Raw genomic sequence first — 23536 nt, forward strand, 5'->3', positions numbered from 1 at the left:
CAGGAATTTCCGAAAAAACGAAAAAAATCCAGGGCCTTTTGCCGGAAAAAATGGAAATGGCAAAAAAAAGCGGTCCGCGTCAGGCGCGGACCGCTCCGGAATTCAAGTCAGGTTTCGGGCTGCTCCAGCTCCCGCAGGCCGGCGATGTCACCCACCGGCAGGGAGAACACCAGGGACTGAGCGGCGCTCTGGATGCCCGCCTTGGCCATGATGGCCTTCATAATGGGCTTCTTCGCCTCGCTCCGGGCCAGGATGAAGACCATCTCCTGCTCCGACGCGATGGACACGCCGAAAAACTTCCGCACCAGGTCTGTGCCGGTGCCCTTGGCGTGGATCACCGTGCCGCCGGTGGCGCCTGCCTCCCGGGCGGCGTCCATCACCAGGTCGGTGGACCCCTGGTTGGCAATGACCACGATCAGATCGTGGGCAATCTCCCGTTCCATAGCAGTTTCTCCCTCCTGTTCATGCAGCAGATATTCCTTGGCGGTGGATCCGCCGATGCTGTTCACCGGCACAGTCATCAAAACGCCCTGGCCGGGCACATCCAGCCACAGGTCACGGGCCGCCTGGCGCACCAGCCGGGGGACCGGGGGGACACGCAGAACAGCACGGCCTTCTCCGTGGCCTCCAGGCCCAGAAAGTCCAGCACCTCCGTGGTGGCGGTGCCCTGACCCAGAGCTGTCAGCACCAGCGAGATCCCGTGGGTCCGGAACCAGGCGGCGAACTGCTCTGCCCGGCTGCGGTCAGTGATGGTGATGAACAAATCGACGCCCTGCATGGCGGTCTCTCCTCTCTTTACGATGTCGGACGGACTGCTCACAGCTCGATGATCTCCTCGTCCACCGGGGCGGGAGGCGTCTCCTGAGCGGCTCTCTTCATCTTGAGCTGATACAAAAGGCCCAGCATCTGGATGGTCAGCAGCGGCGTCATAGCCACCATAGCCACCACGCCGAAGGCGTCCGTCACCACATTGCCGCCCAAGGCCTCGCAGGCGCCCTGAGCAAAGGGCAGCAGGAAGGTGGCCGTCATAGGCCCGGAGGCCACGCCGCCGGAGTCAAAGGCAATGGCAGTAAAGATCTTGGGGACGAAAAAGGACATGACAATGGCGGCCAGATACCCCGGCACCACCAGCCAGAAAATGGAAATCCCGGTCATCACCCGCATCATGGCCAGACCGATGGAAACCGCCACGCCGATGGAGAGGCTGGTGCTCATGGCCTTGCCGGGAATGGCGCCGGAGGTGATCTCCTCCACCTGCTTGTTCAGAACATGGACCGCAGGCTCCGCCTGGACGATGAACCAGCCCATCAGCATTCCGATGGGAATCAGGATCCAGTTGAAGGACAGGCCGGCGATCTGGCGGCTGAGGTAGCTGGCCGCCGGCATGAAGCCCACGTTGGCGCCCGTAAGAAACAGGACCAAACCCACATAAGTATACAGGATGCCGATGACAATTTTCAATACTTTTTTCTTCTTTAATTTCAGGGAAACCGCCTGAAAAACGGCGAAGAACAGTGCGATGGGGGCCAGACACACCGCCACTTCGCTGAGATACGCCGGAAGTTCCACCTGAAACAGGTGCCACAGAGCCCGGCTGTCTGTCACGGAGGGGATTTCCACCGGGGTGTAGACGCCCGCGCCCGGGTAGATCAGGGCCAGCACCATCACCGCCAGGATGGGGCCGACAGAACAGAGAGCCACCAAGCCGAAGCTGTCCTGGGCGGCATTCTCGTCGCTGCGGATGGAGGCCACGCCCACGCCCAGGGCCATGATAAAGGGCACGGTCATGGGACCCGTGGTGACGCCGCCGGAGTCGAAGGCGATGGCCAGGAAGTCCTCCGGTACAAAGAGGGCCAGCGCAAACACGAGGATGTAGAACACGATCAGCATCCGGTTCAGGGGAATGCGGAACAGGATGCGCAGCATGGCGATCACCAGAAAAACGCCCACGCCCACGGCCACAGCGCCCACCAGCGTGGCGTTGGGCACACCGGGCACCTGCTGGGCCAGCACCTGGAGATCCGGCTCCGACACGGTGACGATGACGCCGATCAGAAAGCCGACAGCCGCCACAACCCAGAGCTTTCTGGAGCGGGTCATGGCGGCGCCCACCCGTTCTCCGATGGGGGTCATGGCGGTGTCAGCGCCCAGGGAAAACAGGCCGATGCCCAGAATCACCATCACCGCGCCGATCAGAAAGGCCAGCAGCGTCTCGGTGGGGATGGGCGCAACAGTAAAGCTGAGGATCAGCACGATCACCGTAATGGGGACCACGGAGGCCAAGGCTTCCCGGAGCTTTTCCCAGAGGATGGTTTTATTCCGCCCCAATCGTTCCTGCCATTGCTCTCGTCTCTTCCACGGCAATCTCATCACCTCTCCAAAATTCATACAATTTATATAGATATGATTATAATAACATAAATAGGCCGCCCACAGTGACGAAAAAGCAGAAATTTACAAAATCTTTATAAGCGGAGCGGTGATTCCCTTTTTTCCCGAACTGTGCTATGCTGTACCATATCACCTTCACAGGAGTGCGCAGGATGAAGAAGAGTCCTTACGACAGAGAGCGGTTTTTTGAAAAATACAGCCAGATGGACCGCTCCCGCCTGGGACTGGCGGGCGCCGGGGAGTGGGAGTCCTTGGAGCCCCTGCTGCCGGACTTCGCCGGGAAGCGGGTGCTGGATCTGGGCTGCGGCTACGGCTGGCACTGCATCTATGCGGCGGAACACGGCGCGGCGGCTGTCACCGGCGTGGACCTGTCGGAGAAAATGCTGGCCGTGGCCCGGGAAAAGACCACGGCTCCGCAGGTGACCTATATCCGGGGGGATATGGCGGAGACCCCATTCCCGCCGGAGAGCTTTGACGTGGTCCTCAGTTCCCTGGCCATCCACTATCTGCCTTCCTTTACAGACTTTTTGGAGCGGGTGCGGCAGTGCCTGTCACCCGGCGGCGACTTTGTCTTCTCTGTGGAGCACCCCATTTTCACTGCTGCCGGTCCCCAGGAGTGGTACTACGGCCCGGACGGCACCCCCCTCCACTTCCCTGTGGACCGGTATTTCGAGGAGGGACGGCGCACCGCCCGCTTTCTGGGGGAGGATGTGACCAAGTACCACCGCACCCTCACCACCTATCTGGACGGCCTGCTTACCGGCGGATTCCAGCTGCTGCGGGTGGTGGAGCCTCAGCCGCCGGCGCGGATGCTGGGCCAGCCGGGAATGCGGGACGAGCTCCGCCGCCCCATGATGCTGCTGGTCTCCGCCCGGAAGCGGACGGCGTGGCCGCACGGAAAACCGGGGCGGCGCGACGGCCCCGGATGAAAAACTGCTGGAAGATCATGAATACACAGAAAGGAAGGACTGCTCCATGAAAACAGGTCTGGTGCTGGAGGGCGGCGCGCTGCGGACGATCTTCTCCTCCGGCGTGTGCGACGCTTTTTTGAACGAGAAACTGCCCATGCCGGACTACACCATCGGCGTCTCGGCCGGGATTGCCTACGGCGTCAGCTACCTCTCCCGGCAGAAGCGGCGGAATCTCCAGCTGCTGATGCACTACGCCAATGACCGGCGGTACATGGGCTGGGGGAATTTCTTTGATCCCCGGAATCGCAGCTACTTCGGGCTGAAGTTCGCCTACGACACCATCCCCAACGAGCTGGTGCCCTTTGATTACGACACCTTCGAGGCGTATCCCGGTCAGGTGGAGGCGGTGGTCACCAACCTGCAGACCGGCCGGGCCGAGTACCGGGAGGTCCCCCGGCGGGACGCCAGCTTCCTCCTGCTCCAGGCCACATGCGCCATGCCCGTGCTGTTCCAGCCCATCCGGCTGGATGACGGCGCCCCCTATCTGGACGGGGGCTGCTCCGACGCCATTCCCTGGAAGCGGGCGCTGGCGGTGGGCTGCGACCGGGTGGTGGTTGTCCTGACCCGGGAGCGGAGCTATCGGAAGGAGCCGGAGCAGCTGATGCCCCTGTTCCGGCGGGTGTACCGCAAATACCCCGTCTTTCTGGAAGGACTGCGGACCCGGGCGGAGCGCTATAACCAATGCCGGGAGGAGCTGTTTGCTCTGGAGCAGGAGGGCCGGGTGTTGGTGATCGCGCCGGCGAACACCCGGGGCTTCTCCCGCACGGAGCGGGACCGGCAGAAGATCCTGGCCCTGTGGCAGGACGGCTTCTTCGCCGGCCGCCGGGCTGCGGAGGCGGTGCGGGACTTCTGGACGCGGGAGACACCTTCCGCTGGGACACCGGAATAGCAGCAGACCGCCGCCCATCTTTCAGTGGGCGGCGGTTTCCTCTTGGCGGAAGTGGTTTTGCACAAGAAATCCGTACTGCTTTTTGCGTTTTACCATATTTTTACGCAAATTTTACAAAATCTTAGAAATCCTCTTTCCAGCGTGCCGCTTTGCATATATAATGTTGGAGCGCAGTATACATGACAGAATCGGACCGGCCGTGCCAGACGGTCTGGAATACTGGGAAAGGAAAGCGCAGTTATGGACATTTTCTCCGTCTTTACCCTCTGCGGCGGCCTGGCGTTCTTCTTGTACGGCATGACCGTCATGTCCAAGAGCCTGGAAAAGATGGCCGGCGGCAAGCTGGAGCGGATGCTCAAGCGCATGACCTCCAGCCCCTTCAAGAGCTTGCTGCTGGGGGCGGGCATCACCATCGCCATCCAGTCCTCCTCCGCCATGACGGTGATGCTGGTGGGCCTGGTGAACTCCGGCGTCATGGAGTTGAGACAGACCATCGGCATCATCATGGGCTCCAACATCGGCACCACCCTGACGGCGTGGATTCTGTCTCTCACCGGCATCGAGAGTGAGAACGTCTTTGTGAACCTGCTGAAGCCGGAGAACTTCTCTCCCCTGATCGCTCTGGCGGGTATCCTGCTGATCATGGGCTCCAAGCGCCAGCGGCGCCGGGACGTGGGGCGCATCATGATGGGCTTTGCCATTTTGATGTACGGCATGGAGCTGATGAGCGGCGCCGTCAGCCCTCTGGCGGAGATGCCCCAGTTTGCCGGGCTGCTCACCGCCTTTGAAAATCCCCTGCTGGGTGTGTTGGTGGGCGCGGTGTTCACCGGGATTATCCAGTCATCCGCTGCCTCTGTCGCCATTCTGCAGGCCCTGGCCATGACCGGCTCCATCACCTACGGCATGGCCATCCCCATCATTATGGGGCAGAACATCGGCACCTGCGTCACCGCCCTCATCAGCTCCATCGGCGTCAACCGCAACGCCAAGCGAGTGGCGGTGGTCCACATCTCCTTCAACGTCATCGGCACCGCCGTGTGCCTGATCCTCTTCTACGGCGGCGACATGATCCTCCACTTCACCTTCCTGAATCAGGCCGTGGGGGCCGTGGGCATCGCCTTCTGCCACACCGCCTTTAACGTGTTCACCACGATCCTACTCCTGCCCTTCTCCCGCCAGCTGGAAAAGCTGGCGCGGAGACTGGTGCGGACCGAGGACACCCGCGAGAGCTTCGCCTTCCTGGATCCCCTGCTGCTGCGGACCCCCGGCGCGGCAGTCAGCGAAAGCGTCGCCATGGCAGGCCGCATGGGACAAGCCGCCCGGGAGAACATCTGCCTGGCGACGGACCAGCTCTCCCAGTACAGCCGGGAGCGGGAGACCCAGATCCTGCAGAACGAGGACAAGCTGGACATTTACGAGGACCGGCTCAGCAGCTACCTGGTGGAGATCTCCCAGCACGGGCTGTCCATGCAGGATATGCGCACGGTTTCCCGCTTGCTCCACGCCATCGGGGACTTCGAGCGGATCGGCGACCATGCCGTGAACATCCAGGAGTCCGCCCAGGAGCTCCACGACAAGGAGCTCCGGTTCTCTGACAGCGCCCGGGAAGAGCTGCAGGTGCTGCTCTCCGCGCTGGATGACATCCTGGACCTGACCATCCGCAGCTTCCAGGCAGCGGACATGGAGACCGCCCGCCGGGTGGAACCCCTGGAGGAGACCATCGACCAGCTGATTGAGGAGATCCGAAGCCGCCATATCCAGCGGCTCCAGGCGGGCCAGTGCACCATCCAGCTGGGCTTTGTGCTCAGCGACCTGCTGACCAACATCGAGCGGGCGTCCGATCACTGCTCCAACATCGCCGTCAGCGTCATTGAGGAGTGCTCCGGCGGCCCCGGCCGCCACGCCTATCTGCAGGAGGTGAAGGCCGGCGGCGCCTTCGGCGAGGACCTGCGGCGCGACCGGAAGAAATACCATCTCCCCGAGGCATGACGGAAAGCGGACAGGCTCTGTGTCTACCAGACGCAGGGCCTGTTTTTTATCATTCAGGTATAGCCGTCCCCTGTCGGAGGGAAAATACCCCTATCTCACCGAAAACAGGAGGAATCCGTATGTCTGTGGATCTGAAGAACAGCGAGACCCTGAAAAACCTCATGCGGGCCTTTGCGGGCGAAAGCCAGGCCCGGAACCGCTACACCTTTGCCGCCTCCGTCTGCCGCCAGCAGAAGCTGCATGTGGTGGAGGCGGTGTTCCGCTTCACTGCGGACCAGGAGAAGGAGCACGCGGAGATTTTTTACAACCACATGAAAGAGCTGGCGGGCCAGACCGTGGCCATCGACGGCACCTATCCCGTGGACCTGACGAACGATGTGAAGGAGCTGCTCCGCAAGGCGCAGCACAACGAGTATGAGGAGCACGACCCGGTATACAAGACCTTCGGCGACGTGGCCCAGCAGGAGGGCTTTTCCGCTGTGGCGGCTTCCTTCCACAAGATCGCAGAGATCGAGCAGGCCCATGGCAACCGCTTCGGCAGGCTGGCGGATCTGCTGGAACAGGGAAAGCTGTTTGTCTCCGATGTCCAGTGCGCCTGGATGTGCCTGAACTGCGGTTATATCTTTGAGGGGGCGGCAGCCCCCAAGGTCTGCCCTGTGTGCCAGCACGACCAGGGCTTTTTCGTGCGGCTGGAGATGGCACCCTTCGGGGACGCGGTGCTGAAAAAGTGAATCAGGCTCCCAAGGCGGGGAGGCCGGAAAAGCGGCCTCCCCGCCCTCTTGCAGTCGGATCTGAATATTCACTCTTTTATTCATCTGCAATATACATCGATGCTGGAAATATTCACAAATTTTCGGCTGTTTTTCCGGGATTGAACCGGATAAAATAGAGCACTCCACCAACAGGGGCAAATAAATATTCATTTTTGCACGAAAATCTATTGACAAGAGGGAGGGAACGTGATAAGGTAAGGCATGTTCCGGCGGGAGGTGCTTCCTCCCTTGGAAATTCAGAGAAAACCGCCCCGCGACCGCGGGAGCATGAAAAAGGGAGATTGCGATACCATGAAGAAGTTTCTTGCATTGATTCTGACGCTGGCCATGGCGCTGTCCGTCACGGCCTGCGGCGGCAGCGACGACACTGCGGATGACACCGCCGACGGCGAGGGCTCCGGCACGGAGGAGACTGCGGATTACGCCTCCATGACTGACGACGAGCTGAAGGCCGCCATCACCACTGTGGAGGGCGGGAAGCTCACCGTCGCCACCAGCCCGGACTTCGCCCCCTATGAGTTCTACGCCATTGATGAGAACGGCGATCCCCAGCTGGCTGGCTTTGATATGGACCTGGCCCAGTATATCGCCGACTACCTGGGCCTGTCCCTGGAGATCGTTCCCATGGACTTTGACGGCACCATCATGGAGCTGCAGAACGGCAATGTGGACTTGGGCATGGCCGGGTACTCCCCCGATCCCAAGCGTGCCGACAGCATGGACTTCTCTGACATTTACATCACCGGCGGCCAGTCTTTCGTGTGCGTGGAGTCCAACAAAGACCTGTTCACCTCTTTGGAGGATGCCAACAATGCCGACTATCAGATCGGCGCTCAGGTGGGTTCTATCCAGGCGGATCTGGCGCATGAGAACACCCCGGACGCTGATATCATCGAGCTCGCTAAGGTGCCCGATATCATCGCCGAGCTGGTGACCGGCAAGCTGGACGGCGCCTTTATCGAGACCATGGTGGCCGAGAGCTATGCCACCCAGTATCCCGAGCTGTGTCTGGTGCTGGAGGTCCCCTATGACGCCGAAGGCTCTGTGGTGGGCGTCACCAAGGGCAACGCCGCCCTGCTGGAGGGTGTGAACCGTGCCATCGCCGCCGCCAAGGAGGATGGCTCCTTCGATCAGTATGTGCTTACGGCCAACGAGCTGGCTTCTGGCGACATCATCGAGGGCCTGGTGGACGAAAACGGCGAGGCCGTTCAGTAAGCTTGTAAAACTTTCAATTCCTCCCTGCGGCTGCGCAGGGAGGAATTGGCCGCTTTCTCATATATTTTGGTAAAGATAGAAGGAGGAACCGCCCGTGTTTACAGCCGCCGGTTTCGAAAGAACTTGGGAGTACATAGACCTTTTCAAAGAGGGCCTGATTTGTACCGTCTCCCTCTCCCTGCTGACCGTGATTTTCGGTTTTGTCCTGGCACTGCTCCTGGCCATCATGCGGCTGTCCAATGTGCGGCCGTTTCGCTTTCTGGGTCTGACCAAGGACGGCCATCTCCGGGAACAGGGCGTGCTGATGGTCCTCAGCAGATTTAACCCCCTCAGCTTCATCGCCACGGTTTACGTGGAAGTCTTCCGTGCCACCCCTATGCTAGTTCAGCTTTTCATGATCTATTATGTGGTGTTCGGAGATATTGATCTGCCCTCTTTCAAGATCTTTGGAACCATTCGCTTTGAACGGTTCCTCCCGGGCGTGATTGCCCTGTCCCTGAACTCCGGGGCCTATCTTTCCGAGATCATCCGCTCCGGTATCCAGTCCATCGACGGCGGTCAGACGGAGGCGGCACGGTCCCTGGGACTCAGCCAGGTGCAGAACATGCGATTCGTGATTCTGCCGCAGGCTATCAAGAATATCCTGCCTGCCATCGCCAACGAGTTCGTCACCATTATCAAGGAGTCTTCTATCTGCTATACCATCGGCGTTCAGGAGATCATGTACGCGGTTTCCTCCATCAAAGGTGCGACCTACCGCATTGCGGAACCGCTTGTGGTGGCCGCCTGTGTCTACTTCTGCCTGACGTTCCCCACCAGCAAGATCATCGCTTACTTCGAAAGGAGAATGAGCCGTGGCGACCGGAGATAAGCTGATCCAAGTCAAGGACCTGAAGAAATACTACAACCGGGGCGCCATCAAGGCCCTGGACGGCGTCACGGTGGACATTGACCGGGGCGACGTGATGGTGGTCATCGGCCCCTCTGGGTCCGGCAAGTCCACGTTCCTCCGCAGCCTGAACCTGCTGGAGGAGCCCACCGGCGGCTCCATCATCTTCAATGGGGTGGATATCACAAAAAAGAAGATAAAAAATGCGGAGGGCAAAACGGTAAAGGTGGACATCGACCAGCACCGCCAGAAGATGGGCATGGTGTTCCAGCACTTCAACCTGTTCCCTCACATGACCATCATGGACAACATGACTCTAGCCCCCATCCAGGTGAAGCACATGGACCGGGGCGAGGCGGAGAAAAAGGCCCTGGCCCTGTTGGACCGAGTAGGCCTGCAGGACCGTGCCCGCGCCTATCCCATCCAGCTCTCCGGCGGCCAGAAGCAGCGGATTGCCATTGTCCGGGCATTGATGATGGAGCCGGAGGTTATGCTCTTTGACGAGCCCACCTCCGCCCTGGACCCGGAGATGGTGGGCGAGGTGCTGGAGGTCATGAAGGAGCTGGCCCAGGAGGGCATGACTATGGTGGTGGTCACCCACGAGATGGGCTTTGCCCGGGAGGTGGGCAGCCGGGTCCTCTTCATGGCAGACGGCAAGCTGCTGGAGGAGGGCTCCCCCGCCGACATTTTCGGAAATCCCCAGCACCCCCGGCTCCAGGACTTTCTCAGCAAGGTACTGTAAGGCAGCCTGAGCCCAGTGCCGCCCGCTGGGCGGCGGGACCGGGCAACTGCGGGGCGCGCACATCTGTGCGCGCCCTTTTTAACGGGCCGGGGCATCCGGCGCAGAAAGGAGCATCCCCATGACAGCAGAAAAGCAGGCGGCCGTCGCCGCCATCGAAAAAAAAGCAGATCTGGTAGCCCAGGTGGCAGATGAGATCTGGTCCTTTGCGGAGTTGTCTCTCCAGGAGGAGCAGTCTGCCGACCTGTACTGCCGAGTGCTGGAGCAGGAGGGCTTCAAGGTGGAGCGGGGCATCTGCAACATCCCCACCGCCTTCTCCGCCTTCTACGGCAGCGGGCGGCCCATCATCGGCCTGCTGGCGGAATATGACGCGCTCTCCGGCCTTTCCCAGAAGGGCGGCAGCCTGACGCGGGAGGAGCTGGTCTCCGGCGGCTGCGGCCACGGGTGCGGGCATAACCTGCTGGGCGCCGGGGCCATGGCCGCCGCTCTGGGAGTGAAGGCGTATCTCGAGGCCGCCAAGATCCCCGGCACCGTGGTACTGTATGGCTGCCCCGGCGAGGAGGGCGGCGCCGCCAAGGCATTTATGGCCCGGGATGGGCTATGGTACGGTCTGGATGCGGCCCTCACCTGGCACCCGGACGACGCCAACGAGGTGCTTACCGGCTCCTCCAACTCCTGCATCCAAACCCAGTACCACTTCACCGGCGTGGCGGCCCATGCCGCCGGAGACCCGGACCGTGGCCGCAGCGCCCTGGACGCGGTGGAGCTGATGAACGTGGGCGTCCAGTTCCTGCGGGAGCACATGAGTGACAAGGCTCGGGTCCACTACGCCATCACCGATGCCGGCGGCCGGAGTCCCAACGTGGTCCAGCCCAGGGCCAGCGTGCTGTACATGGTCCGGTCCAATCATGTGGCGGAGGCCGTGGAGCTGCAGGCCCGGGTGGACAAGATCGCCCAGGGCGCAGCTCTGATGACTGAGACTACGGTGGAGAAGAAATTCATCGACGGCCTGGCGGACACCGTCACGAACCACGCCCTGGAGCGGGTCCTCTACCGAAATTTTGAGGCCCTGGGGGTCCCCAGTTACACGCCGGAGGAGCTGGCCTTTGCCGACAGCCTGGCCGGGACCTATTCCGGCAGTGACCGGGCGCCGGGCGTGGGCAGCCAGTATGATCTGGACTACGCAGCGGATGCCCAGGCCAGGCGGGCCCAGGCTGGCCACGCCATGAACCGCTTTCTGCTGCCCCTGTACCAAGGGGACGCCTTCCAGCCCGGCTCCACGGATGTGGGCGACGTCAGCTGGCAGTGCCCTACTGCACAGATCCACGTGGCCGCCTGGCCCAACGGCTGCCCCGGCCATAGCTGGCAGAATGTCTCCTGCGGCCGGACAGACATCGGCCACAAGGCGGCCCTCCATGCCGGCAAGGTCCTGGCGGCGGCCGCCATTGACCTGCTGACGGACCCGGCCCTGCTGGAGGAGGCAAAGACGGAGTTTCAGCGCCGGACGGCGGCAGGCTACACCTGCCCTATCCCCGCGGACGCGGTACCCACCATCGCAGACTGATTAAAAGGGCGCCCCGGTCAAAGCCGGGGCGCCCTTTTGTCGAAACAACCAATTATTTTTTCAGGTTACCAAAAATTTTGTTTGCTTTTGGGGAAATCCATGGTATCATAAGAGCAGAAGCCTCAAGCCCCGACTTCCGCACCACAGAACGCGCGGAGTTTCCGCCCGAAAGGAGTCCTGCCCATGGAGTCTCGCTTTGACCGCCGGGAGCTGCTGTTTCAGCCCCGGGGAATTCCGCCCCTCGGCACCTCGCTCTCCCTGGCCCTGCAGCATCTGGTGGCCATGATCGTGGGGTGTGTCACCCCGCCTATCATCATCGCCGGAGCCATCGGCCTCAGCCAGGAGGAGCAGGTGCTGCTGATCCAGGCATCCCTGGTGATGTCCGCCGTGTGCACATTCCTCCAGCTGTATCCCATCGGCGGGCGGTTCGGCTCTGGCCTGCCGGTGATCCTGGGTGTCAGCTTTGCCTATGTTCCCAGTATGCAGGCCATCGCCGCCTCCGGCGGCGGAGTGGCGGCCATTGCCGGCGCCATGATCGTGGGCGGCATCGTGGCTGTGCTGGTGGGCGTGTTCGTCAAGAAGATCCGCCGGCTGTTCCCGCCGGTCATTACCGGCACGGTGGTGTTCACCATTGGCCTCTCCCTCTACCCTACCGCCATCAACTACATGGCCGGCGGCACCGGCAACACCTATGAATCCGTGGTGGCGCAACAGGGGCTGACGGAGGCGCTGGTATATGGCTCCTGGCAGAACTGGCTGATCGCGGCCCTGACGCTGACTGTCGTGCTGGTGCTGAACCACAAGGCCAAGGGCATCTGCAAGCTGGCTTCTATCCTGATCGGGATGCTGTTCGGCTATGCGGTGGCGCTCTGCTTCGGCATGGTCAGCTTTGCCGACGTGGGAAATGCTGCCTGGTTCGCCCTGCCGGAGCCCCTACACTTCGGTCTGAAGTTCGATCCAGCCTCCTGTGTGGCCATCGGGCTGTTGTTTGCCATCAACTCCATCCAGGCCATCGGCGACTTCACCGCCACCACCGTGGGCGGCCTGGACCGGGATCCCACGGACCAGGAGCTCCAGGGCGGTATCATCGCCTATGGCACCAGCAATATCCTGACGGCGCTGATGGGCGGCCTGCCCACGGCTACCTACTCCCAAAATGTGGGCATCGTCACCACCAACAAGGTGGTGAACCGGACGGTGTTCGCCATTGCCGGGGGATTCCTGCTGCTGGCGGGCATCTCCCCCAAATTTGCGGCGCTGCTGACCACCATTCCCCAGTGCGTGCTGGGGGGCGCCACAGTGACGGTGTTTTCCACCATTGCCATGACGGGCATGAAGCTCATCGCCTCCCAGGACCTGACGGCCCGGAACACCACCATTGTGGGTCTCTCTGCTGCTCTGGGCGTGGGGATTTCCCAGGCCTCCGAGGCCCTCAGCCAGTTCCCGGAGGCGTTCACCATGGTGTTCGGACAGTCTCCCGTGGTGATCGCAACTATCATGGCGGTGCTGCTGAACCTGATTTTGCCCAAGGAGAAATGAAAAAACGAACGCCGGATGGGTTTCCATCCGGCGTTTTTATTTAGGGGGCGGGGCGCTCAGATCTCCCGGCGGCCCTCTAGGGCCCGCATCAGCGTGGCGTCGTCGGCGAACTCCAGATGTCCGCCCACGGGAATGCCGTAGGCCAGGCGGGTCACCCGCACGTCAAAGGGCTTTAAGAGCCTGGCGATATACATGGCTGTGGCCTCCCCCTCCGTATCCGGATTGGTGGCCATGATGACTTCCTTCACCTCGCCGCTGGCCACCCGCTCCACCAGGGATTTGATGGCCAGGTCGTCCGGCCCCACGTGGTTCATGGGAGAGATGACGCCGTGGAGCACGTGATACCGGCCGTTGTACTCCCTGGCCCGCTCTATGGCGGCCACGTCCCGGGGATCCGCCACCACGCAGATAACGGAGCCATCCCGCTTGGGGGAGGCGCAGATGGGACACAGCCCCCCGGCGGTGAAGTTTTGGCACACCGGGCAGCAGGTGACGCTTTTCTTGGCGTCCAGGATGGCGTCGGCGAACTCCTTGGCCTCCGCCTCCGGCAGGCCCAGCACGTAAAAGGCCAGCCGCTGGGCAGACTTGCCGCCGATGCCCGGCAGGCGGGCAAACTGCTCCACCAGTTTTTCAAGAGGTGCGGGGAAATATTCCATGGTCTGATGCTCCTTCAAAGGGTTCGTATCCGGTCTCCGGCCGGGTATGGGAAAAAGAGGCGATCACCGGGGCAGATCGATGGCGAACAGGGCCGCCGTGCCGCCGGTGTGGACAAACAGCAGGTCGTCCTGCCCGTCAAAAGCTCCCTGGCGCAGCAGCTGCATCATGCCGGCAAAGGCCTTCCCGGTGTAGACCGGATCCAGCAGGATGCCCTCCGTCCGGGCCAGCTCCTCGATATAGGGGGTATCCTCCGGATTCGGCAGGGCATAGCCGGGGCCCATGTGCTCCACCATCTGAAATGCATTCTCTTCCGGCTGGAAGGGGCACTCCAGCAGTGCTGCGGCCTCCCCTGCCAGGCGGGGGACGATCTTGTCGAAGGGGCCGCTGTCCACGGCGATGCCGGTGACCTTCACACCGGGCAGAAACAGCCCGGCTCCCAGCAGCAGCCCAGCGGCCGTGCCGCCGGAGCCGGTGGCGGAGACGATGTGTCCCAGCCGCACGCCCGCAGCCATAGCCTGGACGGCGATCTCCCGGGCGCCGCTCACGTAGCCCACGGCGCCGAGGGCCGTGGAGGCGCCCACGGGAATATAGCAGCACTTGTGCCCCGCCTGCTCCAGCGTGCCGCCGATCCGGTGCATCTCTGCATAGATCTCGTCATAGGAATCCATGTCCAGCAGACGCACCTCGGCGCCGAAGAGCTCGTCCAGCACCAGATTGCCCCGGTGCTCCGTGACGCCCCGGCGCTTCAGCAGCAGGATGCACTTCATCCCGAGCCGCGCGGCGCAGGCGGCGGTGAGGGCCGCGTGGTTGGACTGGGCGCCGCCGGTGGTGAATACCGTGTCGCACCCCTGGTCCAGGGCCTCCGCCAGAACGAATTCCAGCTTGCGGACCTTGCTGCCGCCCAGGGCCACGCCGCACAGGTCATCCCGCTTGATCCAAATGCCCCGGCCGTACTGCTCGCTCAGCCGGTCCAGCCGGTAAAACGGGGTGGGAAACACGCCCAGCCGGACCCTGGGCAGATCGTGCAGATTCCGCATGGCGCGCGCCCTCAGCCCCGCAGCTCCGCGATGCGGGCGGGGATATCGTCAGCCTTGTAGACGGCGCTGCCGGCCACCAGCACATTGGCGCCGGCGGCGATGCAGGTCTTGCAGGTGACGGGATCCACGCCGCCGTCCACCTCCAGCTCGCAGCCGGGGTTCTTCTCATCGATCCAGCGGCGGATGGCGGAGACCTTGGGCATCATATCCGCCATGAACTTCTGGCCGCCGAAGCCCGGCTCCACCGTCATCACCAGCACCAGTTCCACCTCATTCAGGAAGGGTAGGACCGTCTCCGCAGGCGTTTTCGGCTTCAGCACCACACCGGCCCGCTTGCCCTTGGCGTGGATCCTGGCAATGGCGTCGTGGAGCTTTTCCTCCGTGTCGGACTCCACATGGACCGTCACCAGGTCGGCGCCGGCGTCGCAGAACTGCTCCACATACCGGCCCGGCTCCACGATCATCAGGTGAACATCCAGGGGCAGCGCCGTGGTGGGGCGGATGGATTTCACCACCGGGATACCGATGGTAATGTTGGGGACGAACATGCCGTCCATCACATCCACATGGACGTAATCGGCGGTGGAGATGCGCTGGATATCCCGCTCCAGATTGGCAAAATCCGCGGAGAGGATGGACGGTGCGATTTTTATCATGGAAAGCCCCTCTTTTCTTTCATTCCGGCGGCAGACCGGACGGAATCGGGCTGCCGGGCCCTGTGGCGCGGGAAGAACCCGGCGCATAGGATACCCCGAGCGGCAGGCCGCCCCCCAGTCTGCACTTCCGCGCAGCGTCCGCCCCTGGGCGGGGCGCCGCCGCTTTTTTGAATAGGGAGCCGGTGGAGCGTACGCTCTGCCGGCTCTCAGCTTGCGTATATACCGTATTCAGTGTAGCAGACTTCCGGTGCAAAAGCAACGGTCTCTTGCCCGGACGAGCCGGGAGGCCGGCCCTGCAAAAAATTCCAAAAGTGTTGCATAAACCACTTCTAAAATGAGAATATTCTGATAATCTAATACCAGAATCCAAGAGAGAGGCGGTGGAATCGTGGAAGAGCAGATCGACTATGAGGAGCGGGCATCGCTGCTGAAGGCCCTGTCCAACCCCATCCGGCTGCAGATCGTCCACGGCCTGCTGATTTCCGGGTGCCACAATGTGGGCTGCATGGAGGCGTCCACCGGCATGTCCCAGTCCTGCATCTCCCAGCATCTGCAGAAGCTGCGGGCGGCCAATGTGGTGACGGCGGAACGGTCCGGAAATGAGGTATACTATCAGGTGGCGTCCCGGGAGGTGGCCTCCCTGGTGGCCGACCTGCTGGGAGAGGAGGCGGACTCCTATGTCCTATGATGTGCTGGTGATCGGCGGCGGCCCCGCGGGGCTGTCCGCGTCCATCAACGTCCGGGCACGGGGGCGCAGCGCCCTGGTGGTCTCTAATCCCCTGGAGGAAAATCCTCTCTGGCGGGCGGAGAAGGTGGACAACTACCTGGGCCTGCCCGGCCTGTCCGGCGCGGAGATGCTGGCCGCCATGCGCCGGCACGCGGAGCAGGCGGGGGTGGAGTTTCTGGCGGGCAAGGTGCTGAACGCCGTGCAGATGCCGGACGCCTGGTATGTCAGCGTGGGGCCGGATATGTACAACGCCAGGGCTGTGGTGCTGGCGGCGGGCGTGGCCCGCGGGAAGAAGTTTGCCGGCGAGGCGGAGCTTCTGGGCCGGGGCGTCAGCTACTGCGCCACCTGCGACGGGATGCTCTACCGGGGCAAGCCGGTGGCGGTGGTGGGATACACCGACACCGCCCGGCAGGAGGCGGAGTTTCTCCAGAAAATCGGCTGCTCCGTGACCTATTTCGACCGCCCCAAGCAGTGCGAGATCCGGGGCGACGGCCGGGTGGAGTCCGTCACCTGCGACGGCCGGACCATTCCGGCGGAGGGCGTGTTCATCCTGCGGCCCACCATGGCCCCCACGGAGCTGTTCCCGGGGCTGGCGGTGGAACAGGGCTATGTGACGGTGGACCGGCGTATGGCCACCAACCTCCCCGGCCTGTTTGCCGCGGGAGACTGCACCGGCGGTCCCCTTCAGGTCTCCAAGGCCGCGGGAGATGGGCTGATCGCCGGGCAGAGTGCGGCGGCCTGGGCGGCGGCTCAGGAGCGCCGGGAAAAACAGAGCTGAACGTACAACATCAAATTTGAGTGTATAAAGGAGACATGACGTATGGGAATCAAGCATTTCAAGACTGCGGAATTTGACGCCGCCGTGGCGGCGGCCCCCTTGGCGATGGTGGACTTCTGGGCCGACTGGTGCGGCCCCTGTAAGATGCTCTCTCCGGTGATCGAGTCCCTGGCAGACCAGTACGAGGGTAAGGTCCTGGTGGGCAAGGTGAACGTGGATGAGGAGCCGGATCTGGCCCGGCGGTTCGGAGTCATGAGCATCCCCACGGTGGTGTTCCTGAAGAACGGCCAGGAATTTGACCGGAAGGTGGGCGTGATGCCGCCCCAGGCGTTTAGCGGCGTGCTGGACACCAACCTGTGAGCTGCCCCGGGCGGTGCGCACAGTCCAAAGGCGGGAAATCCGTTAAAGCAGGCCGGGCCTCTTGAGGCCCGGCCTGCTTCTGCCTGGGCGCGGCGGCCCAGTCCCCGCGGGGGTGGGGAACTTGCCTTCCGGTGCGCCCCCCTTTCCTTCTGCGGCCAGCAGGGGCAGCCCCGCCGCAGGGCTGCCCGCAGCCCATTCGCTGGTGCGGCAATTCGGGCTTCCGCTTGGTGCCGTCCTATCACAACGGGGCACAGGGATTGGGGCTGCAAGGGAAACGCACAGCTCCCGGAGGCCGGTTTCAGAAAACCGTCGGTTTTCGATTCGCCTTTTCACAAGAAGGGGAAATTCAGCTGGAAGACCCGGCCGGGAATTACAGGCTGTGCGACTTCACCGCGGGCGCATTCCTAGACCGGGCTGTTTTAACGGTATACTGGGACCCGCACCGCAAGACCGGCATGAAAGCAGGCCCTGTCCATGTGGACAGGGCCTGCTTTCATGCTTCGATGCTGATGGCGCTGACCGGGCAGCCGTCCCGGGCCTCCTGGGCCGCCTCCAGCTGGCCCTCCGGGATGCCGCTGCCGTGGGCCAGCCCGTCGTCGCCCATGTGGAATACCTCCGGGCAGGTGCCGGCGCACAGGCCGCAGCCGATGCAGTTCTCATTTACTGTTGCGTTCATATTGGTCACTCCTATTATTCCAGAATATTTCCATCCCGGCCCAGTGTCACCACCTGCCAGGGAATGAACTTGCCGCTCTGCCGCAGGGCCGTCTCCGCTGCCCGCTGCATACCGCCGCAGCAGGGGACATCCATCCGCACGATGGTCAGCTCCCGGATATCGTTGCGGCGAAGGATCTCCGTCAGCTTTTCGGCATAGTCTCCCTCATCCAGCTTGGGGCAGCCGATCAGCGTGATGCGGCCCCGCATGAACCGCTGGTGGAAGTCCGCCCGGGCATAAGCCGTGCAGTCCGCCGCGATCAGCAGCCGGGCACCGTTGAACCAGGGGGCCTCCACAGGCACCAGCTTGATCTGCACCGGCCACTGGGCCAGGTGGGACACCGCGCCGTCCTGCGGCGCGGAAACGGCCTGAGCCACCGCCGGACGGAGGGTCTGGGCCATACTGCCGGGACAGCCGCCGGAGGGCGGCGCCTGCCGCGGCGCGGTGCCTTTCAGGGCCTCCGCCTTCTTTGCCAGGACAGCTGCTTCATCATAGGCTGCGGCCTCCCGCTCCACAAACGTGATGGCTCCGGTGGGGCAGGTGGGCAGGCAGTCTCCCAGACCGTCGCAGTAGTCGTCCCGCAGCAGGACCGCCTTGCCGTCCACCATGCCGATGGCACCCTCGTGACAGGCTGCGGCACAGGCGCCGCAGCCGTTGCATTTCTCCTGATCGATCTCGATGATCCTTCTTACCATAGTGTGTCTCCTTTTTGGGGTTTCAAACGTTTTGCTTGCTTTCTGAGACCTAGTATCGTACAATGGGATAAAAAAGTATGTTGTTTTTACAACGGAATGGAGAAAATGGTATGGAAGTTTCTACCGCGCTTCTTCTCCGGACGCCGTTGTTCCGCGGGATTCCGCAGGAGGCGCTGCCTGCGCTGCTGGAGGGCCTGGGCGCACGGAAGCGCCGCTGTGGCCGGGGTGAAGTGGTCCTGCGGCGGGGAGAGCGGGCGGACCGGCTGGGGCTGGTCCTCTCCGGGACGCTGCATATCGTCAAGGAGGATTTCTGGGGGAGCCGCACCATTGTGGGCCTCGCCCGGTCCGGAGAGGTGTTTGCGGAGGCCTATGCCTGTCTGGGCGGTGAGCCGCTGGAGGTGGCCGTGCTGGCGGTAGCGGATGCGGAGGTGCTGTTTCTCAACAGCGTACAGGCGCTGTCCTGTGCCCGGCCGGGCGCCGCGGAATTCACCCGGAACCTGCTGACCATTCTGGCGGGGCGGAATCTGACCCTCACCCGGAAGATTGGCCACATGGCCCGCCGCACCACCCGGGACAAGCTGCTCAGTTATCTGTCCGCCCAGGCCATGCAGGCCGGAGGGCCGGAGTTTGATATCCCGTTGGACCGCCAACAGCTGGCAGACTATCTGGCGGTGGACCGCAGCGCCATGTCTACCGCACTTGGAAAGCTCCGGGACGAGGGTGTGCTGACGTTTCAAAAAAACCATTTCCACCTGCTTCAGCAGATGGAGCAGACTGACTGAGGAGGAGAGCGCCATGCTGACCCGAGTGCCGGATTATTATGAGGCGTTTCACTGTCTGGCGGGGGCCTGCCCCCACACCTGCTGCGAAAAGTGGGAGGTGGTGGTGGACGAGGAGACCGCCCGCCGCTATCAGGAGACCCCTGGCTCCCTGGGGGAGCGGCTGCGGGAGGCGCTCCAGACGGACGAGGAGGGGGATTTCTGCTTCCCCTCCGGGGCGGCCGGTGCCCCTTTCTGAACCGAGAGAATCTGTGCGAGATCCACCGGATATTGGGAGCAGAGGCCACGTCCCTGACCTGCCGGACCCACCCCCGGTTCATTGAGGAGTACGGCCCCTTTCGGGAGGTCAGCCTCTGTGCCTCCTGCCCGGCAGCCTGTGACCTGCTGCTTGGCTCCACCGCCCCGCTGTCCTTCCTGGAACGGGAGACGGCGGAGCCGGAGGAACCGGGAGACCCGTGGCTCTGCGGCCTCCTGCCCCTGCGGGAGCGGATGCTTCGGGAGCTGGCGGATCGGCCTCGTCCCCTGCAGGAGCGGCTGGAGGCATTTTTGCTCCTGGCTGCGGAGGCGCAAATCCTGCTGGATGAGGACCGGACAGAGGACCTTGCGGCTCTGGCAGCGGACTGGAAGAAGCGGGAGACGGCGGTACCGCCCGGGCCTGGCCTGTTTCCACACGCCCTGCGGGTGCTGTCCAAGCTGGAGGCCCTGGACGGGGACTGGCGGGAGCTCCTGCGCAGGGCGGAGGAGGCGCCGCCCGCCGCCGTGCCGGAGACGCTGCTGGAGCGGCTGGGCACATACTTTGCATTCCGGTATCTCCTGAAGGCGGTCAACGACGGCGACCTGCTGGGGCAGGCGCAGTTCTGCGTGCTGATGGTCCTGACGGCACAGCGCCTGACGGCAGTATGTGGCTTTTGGGAGGCTGTCCGCCGCCTTTGCTGTGAAGTGGAGCACAGTGAAGAGAACCTGGAGGCGCTGCGCCTGGCGTTTCTTCGGGATGCAGCTCTCTCCCCCGGGGCGTTTTTGTGCCAGATGCGGAGTTGAGCGGCTTTGCCCGCACCTTTGTGCATTTTGCTCACGGTAATTGATTTCGATTTATGGAAAGCGTAAAAATACACAAAAGCACTTGACAGCAAAAGAAATCTATTGTACATTATAGACACAGGAAAGGAGTGAGTCCCATGGGCTAGTTAGCTCAGAGATTCCCAATCATCCCTGCACCGTTCGGAATCGAGGAATTCCTCAAAACGCGAAACTCCGGAAGAACCCAAAGACGAAACACACCTCACGATGATGAGCCACACGAGAATCGAGTTTTGGTAGCAACCAGAGCAGACGTCTGCGTGTACCGATGTTTTATGGATTGGCAAACCCCTGAGTTCCCCTGTTTCCCCAGCATCCGGACGGTATCTCAAGAAAGCAAGAGGTAATGCATATTGGAAACTCCGATCCAGAAGTAGGCCCCCCGTTCGTCGTTGGAGCGAGCGGGGGGTTGTGCTGTATAGAGGGCATCCGGCAAAAAGCAGGGATGCGGAAGCTGAAAGCCTGTTGGGGCGCCGGAGGGCGCTTTTTTGCTGCGCAGAAGCACCGAAACAGACTGTGTGCCGTCTCCGGCGGTACGGTGACCCGGTCCGGCCCGTGGGCCGGATGCATAAAGCTGCCGGGATCTGGCGGAGCGCCCCATTCTTATGTGCGTTCACACCGCATGAATTTTTCTGCCCTGAAGGGCTGGGAAAGCGGCAGAACACCGGGCGGCCCCTCCCCTGCCGCGTGCTGCGGGCCCTTTCCTCTGCGGAATGTGAAAAAAGCTCCCGGGCCAAATGGCCCGGGAGCTTCTGCGTCGATCTTACTTGTGGTCCACAGAGGACATATAGCGAATCAGCTCCACCATCTTGTTGGAATAGCCGCACTCATTGTCGTACCAGGAGACGACCTTCACGAAGGTGTCGGTCAGAGCGATGCCGGCATCCGCATCGAAGATAGAGGTGCGGGAATCGCCCAGGAAGTCGGAGGACACAACGGGCTCGTCGGTGTAGCCCAGCACGCCCTTCAGCTCACCCTCAGAGGCCTCCTTCATGGCCTTGCAGATCTCCTCATAGGAGGCGGGCTTCGCCAGCTTGGCGGTCAGGTCCACCACGGAGACGTCCAGAGTGGGGACGCGCATGGACATGCCGGTCAGCTTGCCGTTCAGCTCGGGGATGACCTTGCCCACGGCCTTGGCGGCGCCGGTGGAGGAGGGGATGATGTTGCCGGTGGCGGCACGGCCGCCGCGCCAGTCCTTCAGGGAGGCGCCGTCCAGCAGCTTCTGGGTGGGGGTGACGGAGTGGACGGTGGTCATCAGGCCCTCCACGATGCCGAACTTGTCATTCAGCACCTTGGCGATGGGGGCCAGGCAGTTGGTGGTGCAGGAGGCGTTGGATACGAACGTCATATCAGAGGTGTACTTGCTGTTGTTGACGCCCATGACGAACATGGGCGTATCGTCCTTGGAAGGGGCGCCCATGACCACGTGCTTGGCGCCAGCGTCAATGTGACCCTGGCACAGCTCCTTGGTCAGGTGCTTGCCGGTGCACTCGCAAATATACTCCGCACCCACGGAAGCCCAGGGAATGTCCTTGACCTCCATAGCGGTAAAGACAGGATACTTCTTGCCGTTGACCACCAGGGCGCCGTCCTCGGCGGAGACCTCGCCGGGGAACTTGCCATGCACGCTGTCATACTTCAGCATGTAGGCCATATACTCGGGGTTCATGAAGGGATCGTTCAGGCCGACGACCTCTACATCGTCATGAGTCAGGGCGGCGCGGAAGACGAGGCGGCCAATGCGGCCGAAGCCATTGATGCCAATCTTGGTTTTCATATCGGAAAGACTCCTTTCACAAAATCAGACGCACCGGCGGCGCGCCGTCAAAACGTTTGCGTAAACGTTTTCTAATAATCGCACAAGTATATTATCATACGGTCGACCTTTTTGCAACTGTCAATTCAGATAACATTTTCTGCGGCAGGTTGTGGATAATCCATAAGAAAAAGGGCATATTTCACAATTTTTACACGAAACAGGGGGAAAAGGGGCTTGACGCGGAGGGAAAGCTGTCCTATACTGAAGTGGCTAATTATTTGCGTAAACCAATAAACCATTGCGCAAGGAGGCTGTCCCATGAAGGTGACCATCAGCGATGTGGCGAAGCTGGCGGGAGTGTCCACCGCCACCGTGTCCCACACCATCAACAATACCCGGTATGTGTCCAACGAGACGAAGGAGAAGGTCTACCGGGCCATCGAGGAGCTGGGATACACACCGGACGCTTCCGCCCGCAGTTTCCGCACGGGAAAGAAAAAGATCATCGGCTTTATTGTGCCCGATATCGCCAATAAATTCTTCGCAACCATGATTGAGTCTGTGGAAAAATATCTCTCCGCCAACGGCTACCAGCTCATCATCGCCAATACCCGGGAGAATATGGACCGGGAGGAGACCAATATCCGCCTGCTGACGGCGGGACTGGTGGACGGGCTGCTGGTGGCCAGCACCATGGACGATTTCCAGCGGTTCGACGCCCTGATCCCCGCAGGATTTCCGGTGGTGCTGGTGGACCGGATCTTTGAGACAAAGAAGTACTCCTCCGTCTGCGTGTCCAACTTCCAGCCCATCTACCGCAGTGTATGCCGGCTGGCGGGAAAGGGCGACCAGCGGATCGGCATCATCGGCGGCCTCCCCCGCCTCTCCAGCACGCAGGAGCGGATCTCCGCCTATCGGCAGGCTGTGGCGGACTGTGGCCTGCCGGAGGATGAGCATTTAATCCAATATGGCGACTCCCTGGAGAACAGCGCCTGCGCCTGTCTGGACCAGCTGCTGGAGCGCAAGTGCGACGCCATCATCGTCTGTCAGGGGCTGATGGCCTCGGAGACCATCATCTATCTCCACCAGAAGGGCATCCAGCTGGCCCAGGACATCGACCTGGTGAGCTTTGTGGACTATGACTCCGATGTGTACGCCCTGTACGCCAATCAGATGGACTCCATCATCCAGCCGGTGGAGGACCTGGGGCAGGCTGCGGGCGAGCAGATCCTCAGACGGGTGGAGGTGCCCGACGCGCCGATCTTTGAAAATGTGCTCACATCCACGTACCGCCCCTACAACCAGCCTCGGGCCTGGTCTCATTCGGACCGCTGAAC

At 62.2% G+C, this 23536-nt stretch carries 25 protein-coding genes; 16 read left to right on the forward strand and 9 right to left on the reverse strand.

The window, feature by feature from the left end; translation table 11 throughout:
* Positions 1–107 precede the first annotated feature (107 nt).
* From EIO64_RS10825 to EIO64_RS10835, 3 genes are read right to left on the reverse strand one after another with little or no spacing between them, the layout of a single operon-like run.
* The gene (locus EIO64_RS10825) at positions 108–521 is read right to left on the reverse strand and encodes a P-II family nitrogen regulator (RefSeq protein ID WP_136891334.1); all 414 of its coding nucleotides are present in this window, start codon (positions 519–521) and stop codon (positions 108–110) included.
* Positions 521–820 (reverse strand): hypothetical protein, encoded by a 300-nt coding sequence (locus EIO64_RS10830; RefSeq protein WP_136891335.1) that lies wholly within the window; start codon positions 818–820, stop codon positions 521–523. Before EIO64_RS10830 ends, EIO64_RS10825 begins: the two co-directional genes overlap by 1 nt.
* Positions 817–2328 carry a DUF1538 domain-containing protein gene (locus tag EIO64_RS10835; RefSeq protein ID WP_249390652.1) on the reverse strand — a complete coding sequence of 504 codons (1512 nt, stop codon included), beginning with the start codon at positions 2326–2328 and terminating at the stop codon, positions 817–819. Before EIO64_RS10835 ends, EIO64_RS10830 begins: the two co-directional genes overlap by 4 nt.
* 215 nt (positions 2329–2543) lie before the next feature.
* Between EIO64_RS10835 and EIO64_RS10840 the strand changes: the two genes are divergently transcribed.
* The 9 genes from EIO64_RS10840 to EIO64_RS10880 all read left to right on the forward strand — a co-directional run bounded on the left by EIO64_RS10840 (position 2544) and on the right by EIO64_RS10880 (position 12959).
* On the forward strand, positions 2544–3320 hold the full coding sequence (locus EIO64_RS10840) for a class I SAM-dependent methyltransferase (protein WP_119310380.1): 777 nt from the start codon (positions 2544–2546) through the stop codon (positions 3318–3320).
* A 46-nt stretch (positions 3321–3366) separates the two neighbouring features.
* The gene (locus EIO64_RS10845; protein ID WP_021751017.1) at positions 3367–4251 is read left to right on the forward strand and encodes a patatin-like phospholipase family protein; all 885 of its coding nucleotides are present in this window, start codon (positions 3367–3369) and stop codon (positions 4249–4251) included.
* Between the two features lie 240 nt (positions 4252–4491).
* Complete coding sequence (locus tag EIO64_RS10850) at positions 4492–6240, forward strand: Na/Pi cotransporter family protein (RefSeq protein WP_136891336.1); 1749 nt, start codon at positions 4492–4494, stop codon at positions 6238–6240.
* A 119-nt stretch (positions 6241–6359) separates the two neighbouring features.
* The gene (rbr, locus tag EIO64_RS10855; RefSeq protein ID WP_136891337.1) at positions 6360–6971 is read left to right on the forward strand and encodes a rubrerythrin; all 612 of its coding nucleotides are present in this window, start codon (positions 6360–6362) and stop codon (positions 6969–6971) included.
* A gap of 333 nt (positions 6972–7304) precedes the next feature.
* Entirely contained in the window at positions 7305–8228 is a 924-nt protein-coding gene (locus EIO64_RS10860) for a transporter substrate-binding domain-containing protein (protein WP_083491015.1), read from the forward strand.
* 94 nt (positions 8229–8322) lie between these two features.
* Positions 8323–9099: an amino acid ABC transporter permease gene (locus tag EIO64_RS10865; protein WP_021751011.1), complete on the forward strand. Its 777-nt coding sequence runs from the start codon at positions 8323–8325 to the stop codon at positions 9097–9099.
* 1 nt (position 9100) lies between these two features.
* Positions 9101–9859, forward strand: coding sequence for an amino acid ABC transporter ATP-binding protein (locus EIO64_RS10870; protein ID WP_181446436.1), 759 nt, complete (start codon positions 9101–9103; stop codon positions 9857–9859).
* A 118-nt stretch (positions 9860–9977) separates the two neighbouring features.
* Positions 9978–11420, forward strand: coding sequence for a M20 family metallopeptidase (locus EIO64_RS10875; RefSeq protein WP_136891338.1), 1443 nt, complete (start codon positions 9978–9980; stop codon positions 11418–11420).
* Positions 11421–11603: 183 nt separating this feature from the next.
* On the forward strand, positions 11604–12959 hold the full coding sequence (locus tag EIO64_RS10880) for a uracil-xanthine permease family protein (RefSeq protein ID WP_136891339.1): 1356 nt from the start codon (positions 11604–11606) through the stop codon (positions 12957–12959).
* Between the two features lie 56 nt (positions 12960–13015).
* On the opposite strand, the gene recR is transcribed toward EIO64_RS10880, so the two are convergent.
* The 3 genes from recR to rpe form a co-directional block, all read right to left on the reverse strand.
* Positions 13016–13615, reverse strand: a complete 600-nt coding sequence (recR, locus tag EIO64_RS10885) for a recombination mediator RecR (protein ID WP_119310385.1) — start codon at positions 13613–13615, stop codon at positions 13016–13018.
* Between the two features lie 63 nt (positions 13616–13678).
* A complete protein-coding gene (locus EIO64_RS10890) occupies positions 13679–14653 on the reverse strand; it encodes a D-cysteine desulfhydrase family protein (protein ID WP_136891340.1) in 975 nt (324 codons plus the stop codon).
* A gap of 11 nt (positions 14654–14664) precedes the next feature.
* A complete protein-coding gene (gene rpe / locus EIO64_RS10895; RefSeq protein ID WP_021751005.1) occupies positions 14665–15309 on the reverse strand; it encodes a ribulose-phosphate 3-epimerase in 645 nt (214 codons plus the stop codon).
* Positions 15310–15697: 388 nt separating this feature from the next.
* On the opposite strand from rpe, the gene EIO64_RS10900 reads away from it, so the two are divergent.
* From EIO64_RS10900 to trxA, 3 genes are read left to right on the forward strand one after another with little or no spacing between them, the layout of a single operon-like run.
* Positions 15698–15997, forward strand: a complete 300-nt coding sequence (locus tag EIO64_RS10900; RefSeq protein WP_021751004.1) for an ArsR/SmtB family transcription factor — start codon at positions 15698–15700, stop codon at positions 15995–15997.
* Positions 15987–16814, forward strand: a complete 828-nt coding sequence (locus tag EIO64_RS10905; protein ID WP_021751003.1) for an NAD(P)/FAD-dependent oxidoreductase — start codon at positions 15987–15989, stop codon at positions 16812–16814. The genes EIO64_RS10900 and EIO64_RS10905 overlap by 11 nt, the downstream gene beginning before the upstream one ends.
* A gap of 42 nt (positions 16815–16856) precedes the next feature.
* Positions 16857–17174, forward strand: coding sequence for a thioredoxin (trxA, locus tag EIO64_RS10910; protein WP_021751002.1), 318 nt, complete (start codon positions 16857–16859; stop codon positions 17172–17174).
* A gap of 493 nt (positions 17175–17667) precedes the next feature.
* Here trxA and EIO64_RS10915 read toward each other — a convergent pair whose 3' ends face one another.
* Both EIO64_RS10915 and EIO64_RS10920 read right to left on the reverse strand, forming a co-directional pair.
* Positions 17668–17850, reverse strand: a complete 183-nt coding sequence (locus EIO64_RS10915) for a ferredoxin (RefSeq protein ID WP_021751001.1) — start codon at positions 17848–17850, stop codon at positions 17668–17670.
* Positions 17851–17864: 14 nt separating this feature from the next.
* Entirely contained in the window at positions 17865–18584 is a 720-nt protein-coding gene (locus EIO64_RS10920; protein WP_119310387.1) for an ATP-binding protein, read from the reverse strand.
* Between the two features lie 110 nt (positions 18585–18694).
* Here EIO64_RS10920 and EIO64_RS10925 point away from each other — a divergent pair, with 110 nt between their 5' ends.
* From EIO64_RS10925 to EIO64_RS10935, 3 genes are read left to right on the forward strand one after another with little or no spacing between them, the layout of a single operon-like run.
* Positions 18695–19366, forward strand: coding sequence for a Crp/Fnr family transcriptional regulator (locus EIO64_RS10925; RefSeq protein ID WP_136891341.1), 672 nt, complete (start codon positions 18695–18697; stop codon positions 19364–19366).
* A gap of 13 nt (positions 19367–19379) precedes the next feature.
* Positions 19380–19601, forward strand: coding sequence for a hypothetical protein (locus EIO64_RS10930; protein WP_136891342.1), 222 nt, complete (start codon positions 19380–19382; stop codon positions 19599–19601).
* A 32-nt stretch (positions 19602–19633) separates the two neighbouring features.
* Positions 19634–20401 (forward strand): hypothetical protein, encoded by a 768-nt coding sequence (locus EIO64_RS10935; protein ID WP_136891343.1) that lies wholly within the window; start codon positions 19634–19636, stop codon positions 20399–20401.
* An 802-nt stretch (positions 20402–21203) separates the two neighbouring features.
* Here the strand turns inward: EIO64_RS10935 and gap are convergent.
* Positions 21204–22217 carry a type I glyceraldehyde-3-phosphate dehydrogenase gene (gene gap, locus EIO64_RS10940; protein WP_021750997.1) on the reverse strand — a complete coding sequence of 338 codons (1014 nt, stop codon included), beginning with the start codon at positions 22215–22217 and terminating at the stop codon, positions 21204–21206.
* A 300-nt stretch (positions 22218–22517) separates the two neighbouring features.
* Between gap and EIO64_RS10945 the strand changes: the two genes are divergently transcribed.
* Positions 22518–23534 (forward strand): LacI family DNA-binding transcriptional regulator, encoded by a 1017-nt coding sequence (locus tag EIO64_RS10945; RefSeq protein WP_021750995.1) that lies wholly within the window; start codon positions 22518–22520, stop codon positions 23532–23534.
* Positions 23535–23536: the final 2 nt, after the last annotated feature.

The organism is Dysosmobacter welbionis (assembly GCF_005121165.3).
Lineage (GTDB): Bacteria > Bacillota > Clostridia > Oscillospirales > Oscillospiraceae > Oscillibacter > Oscillibacter welbionis.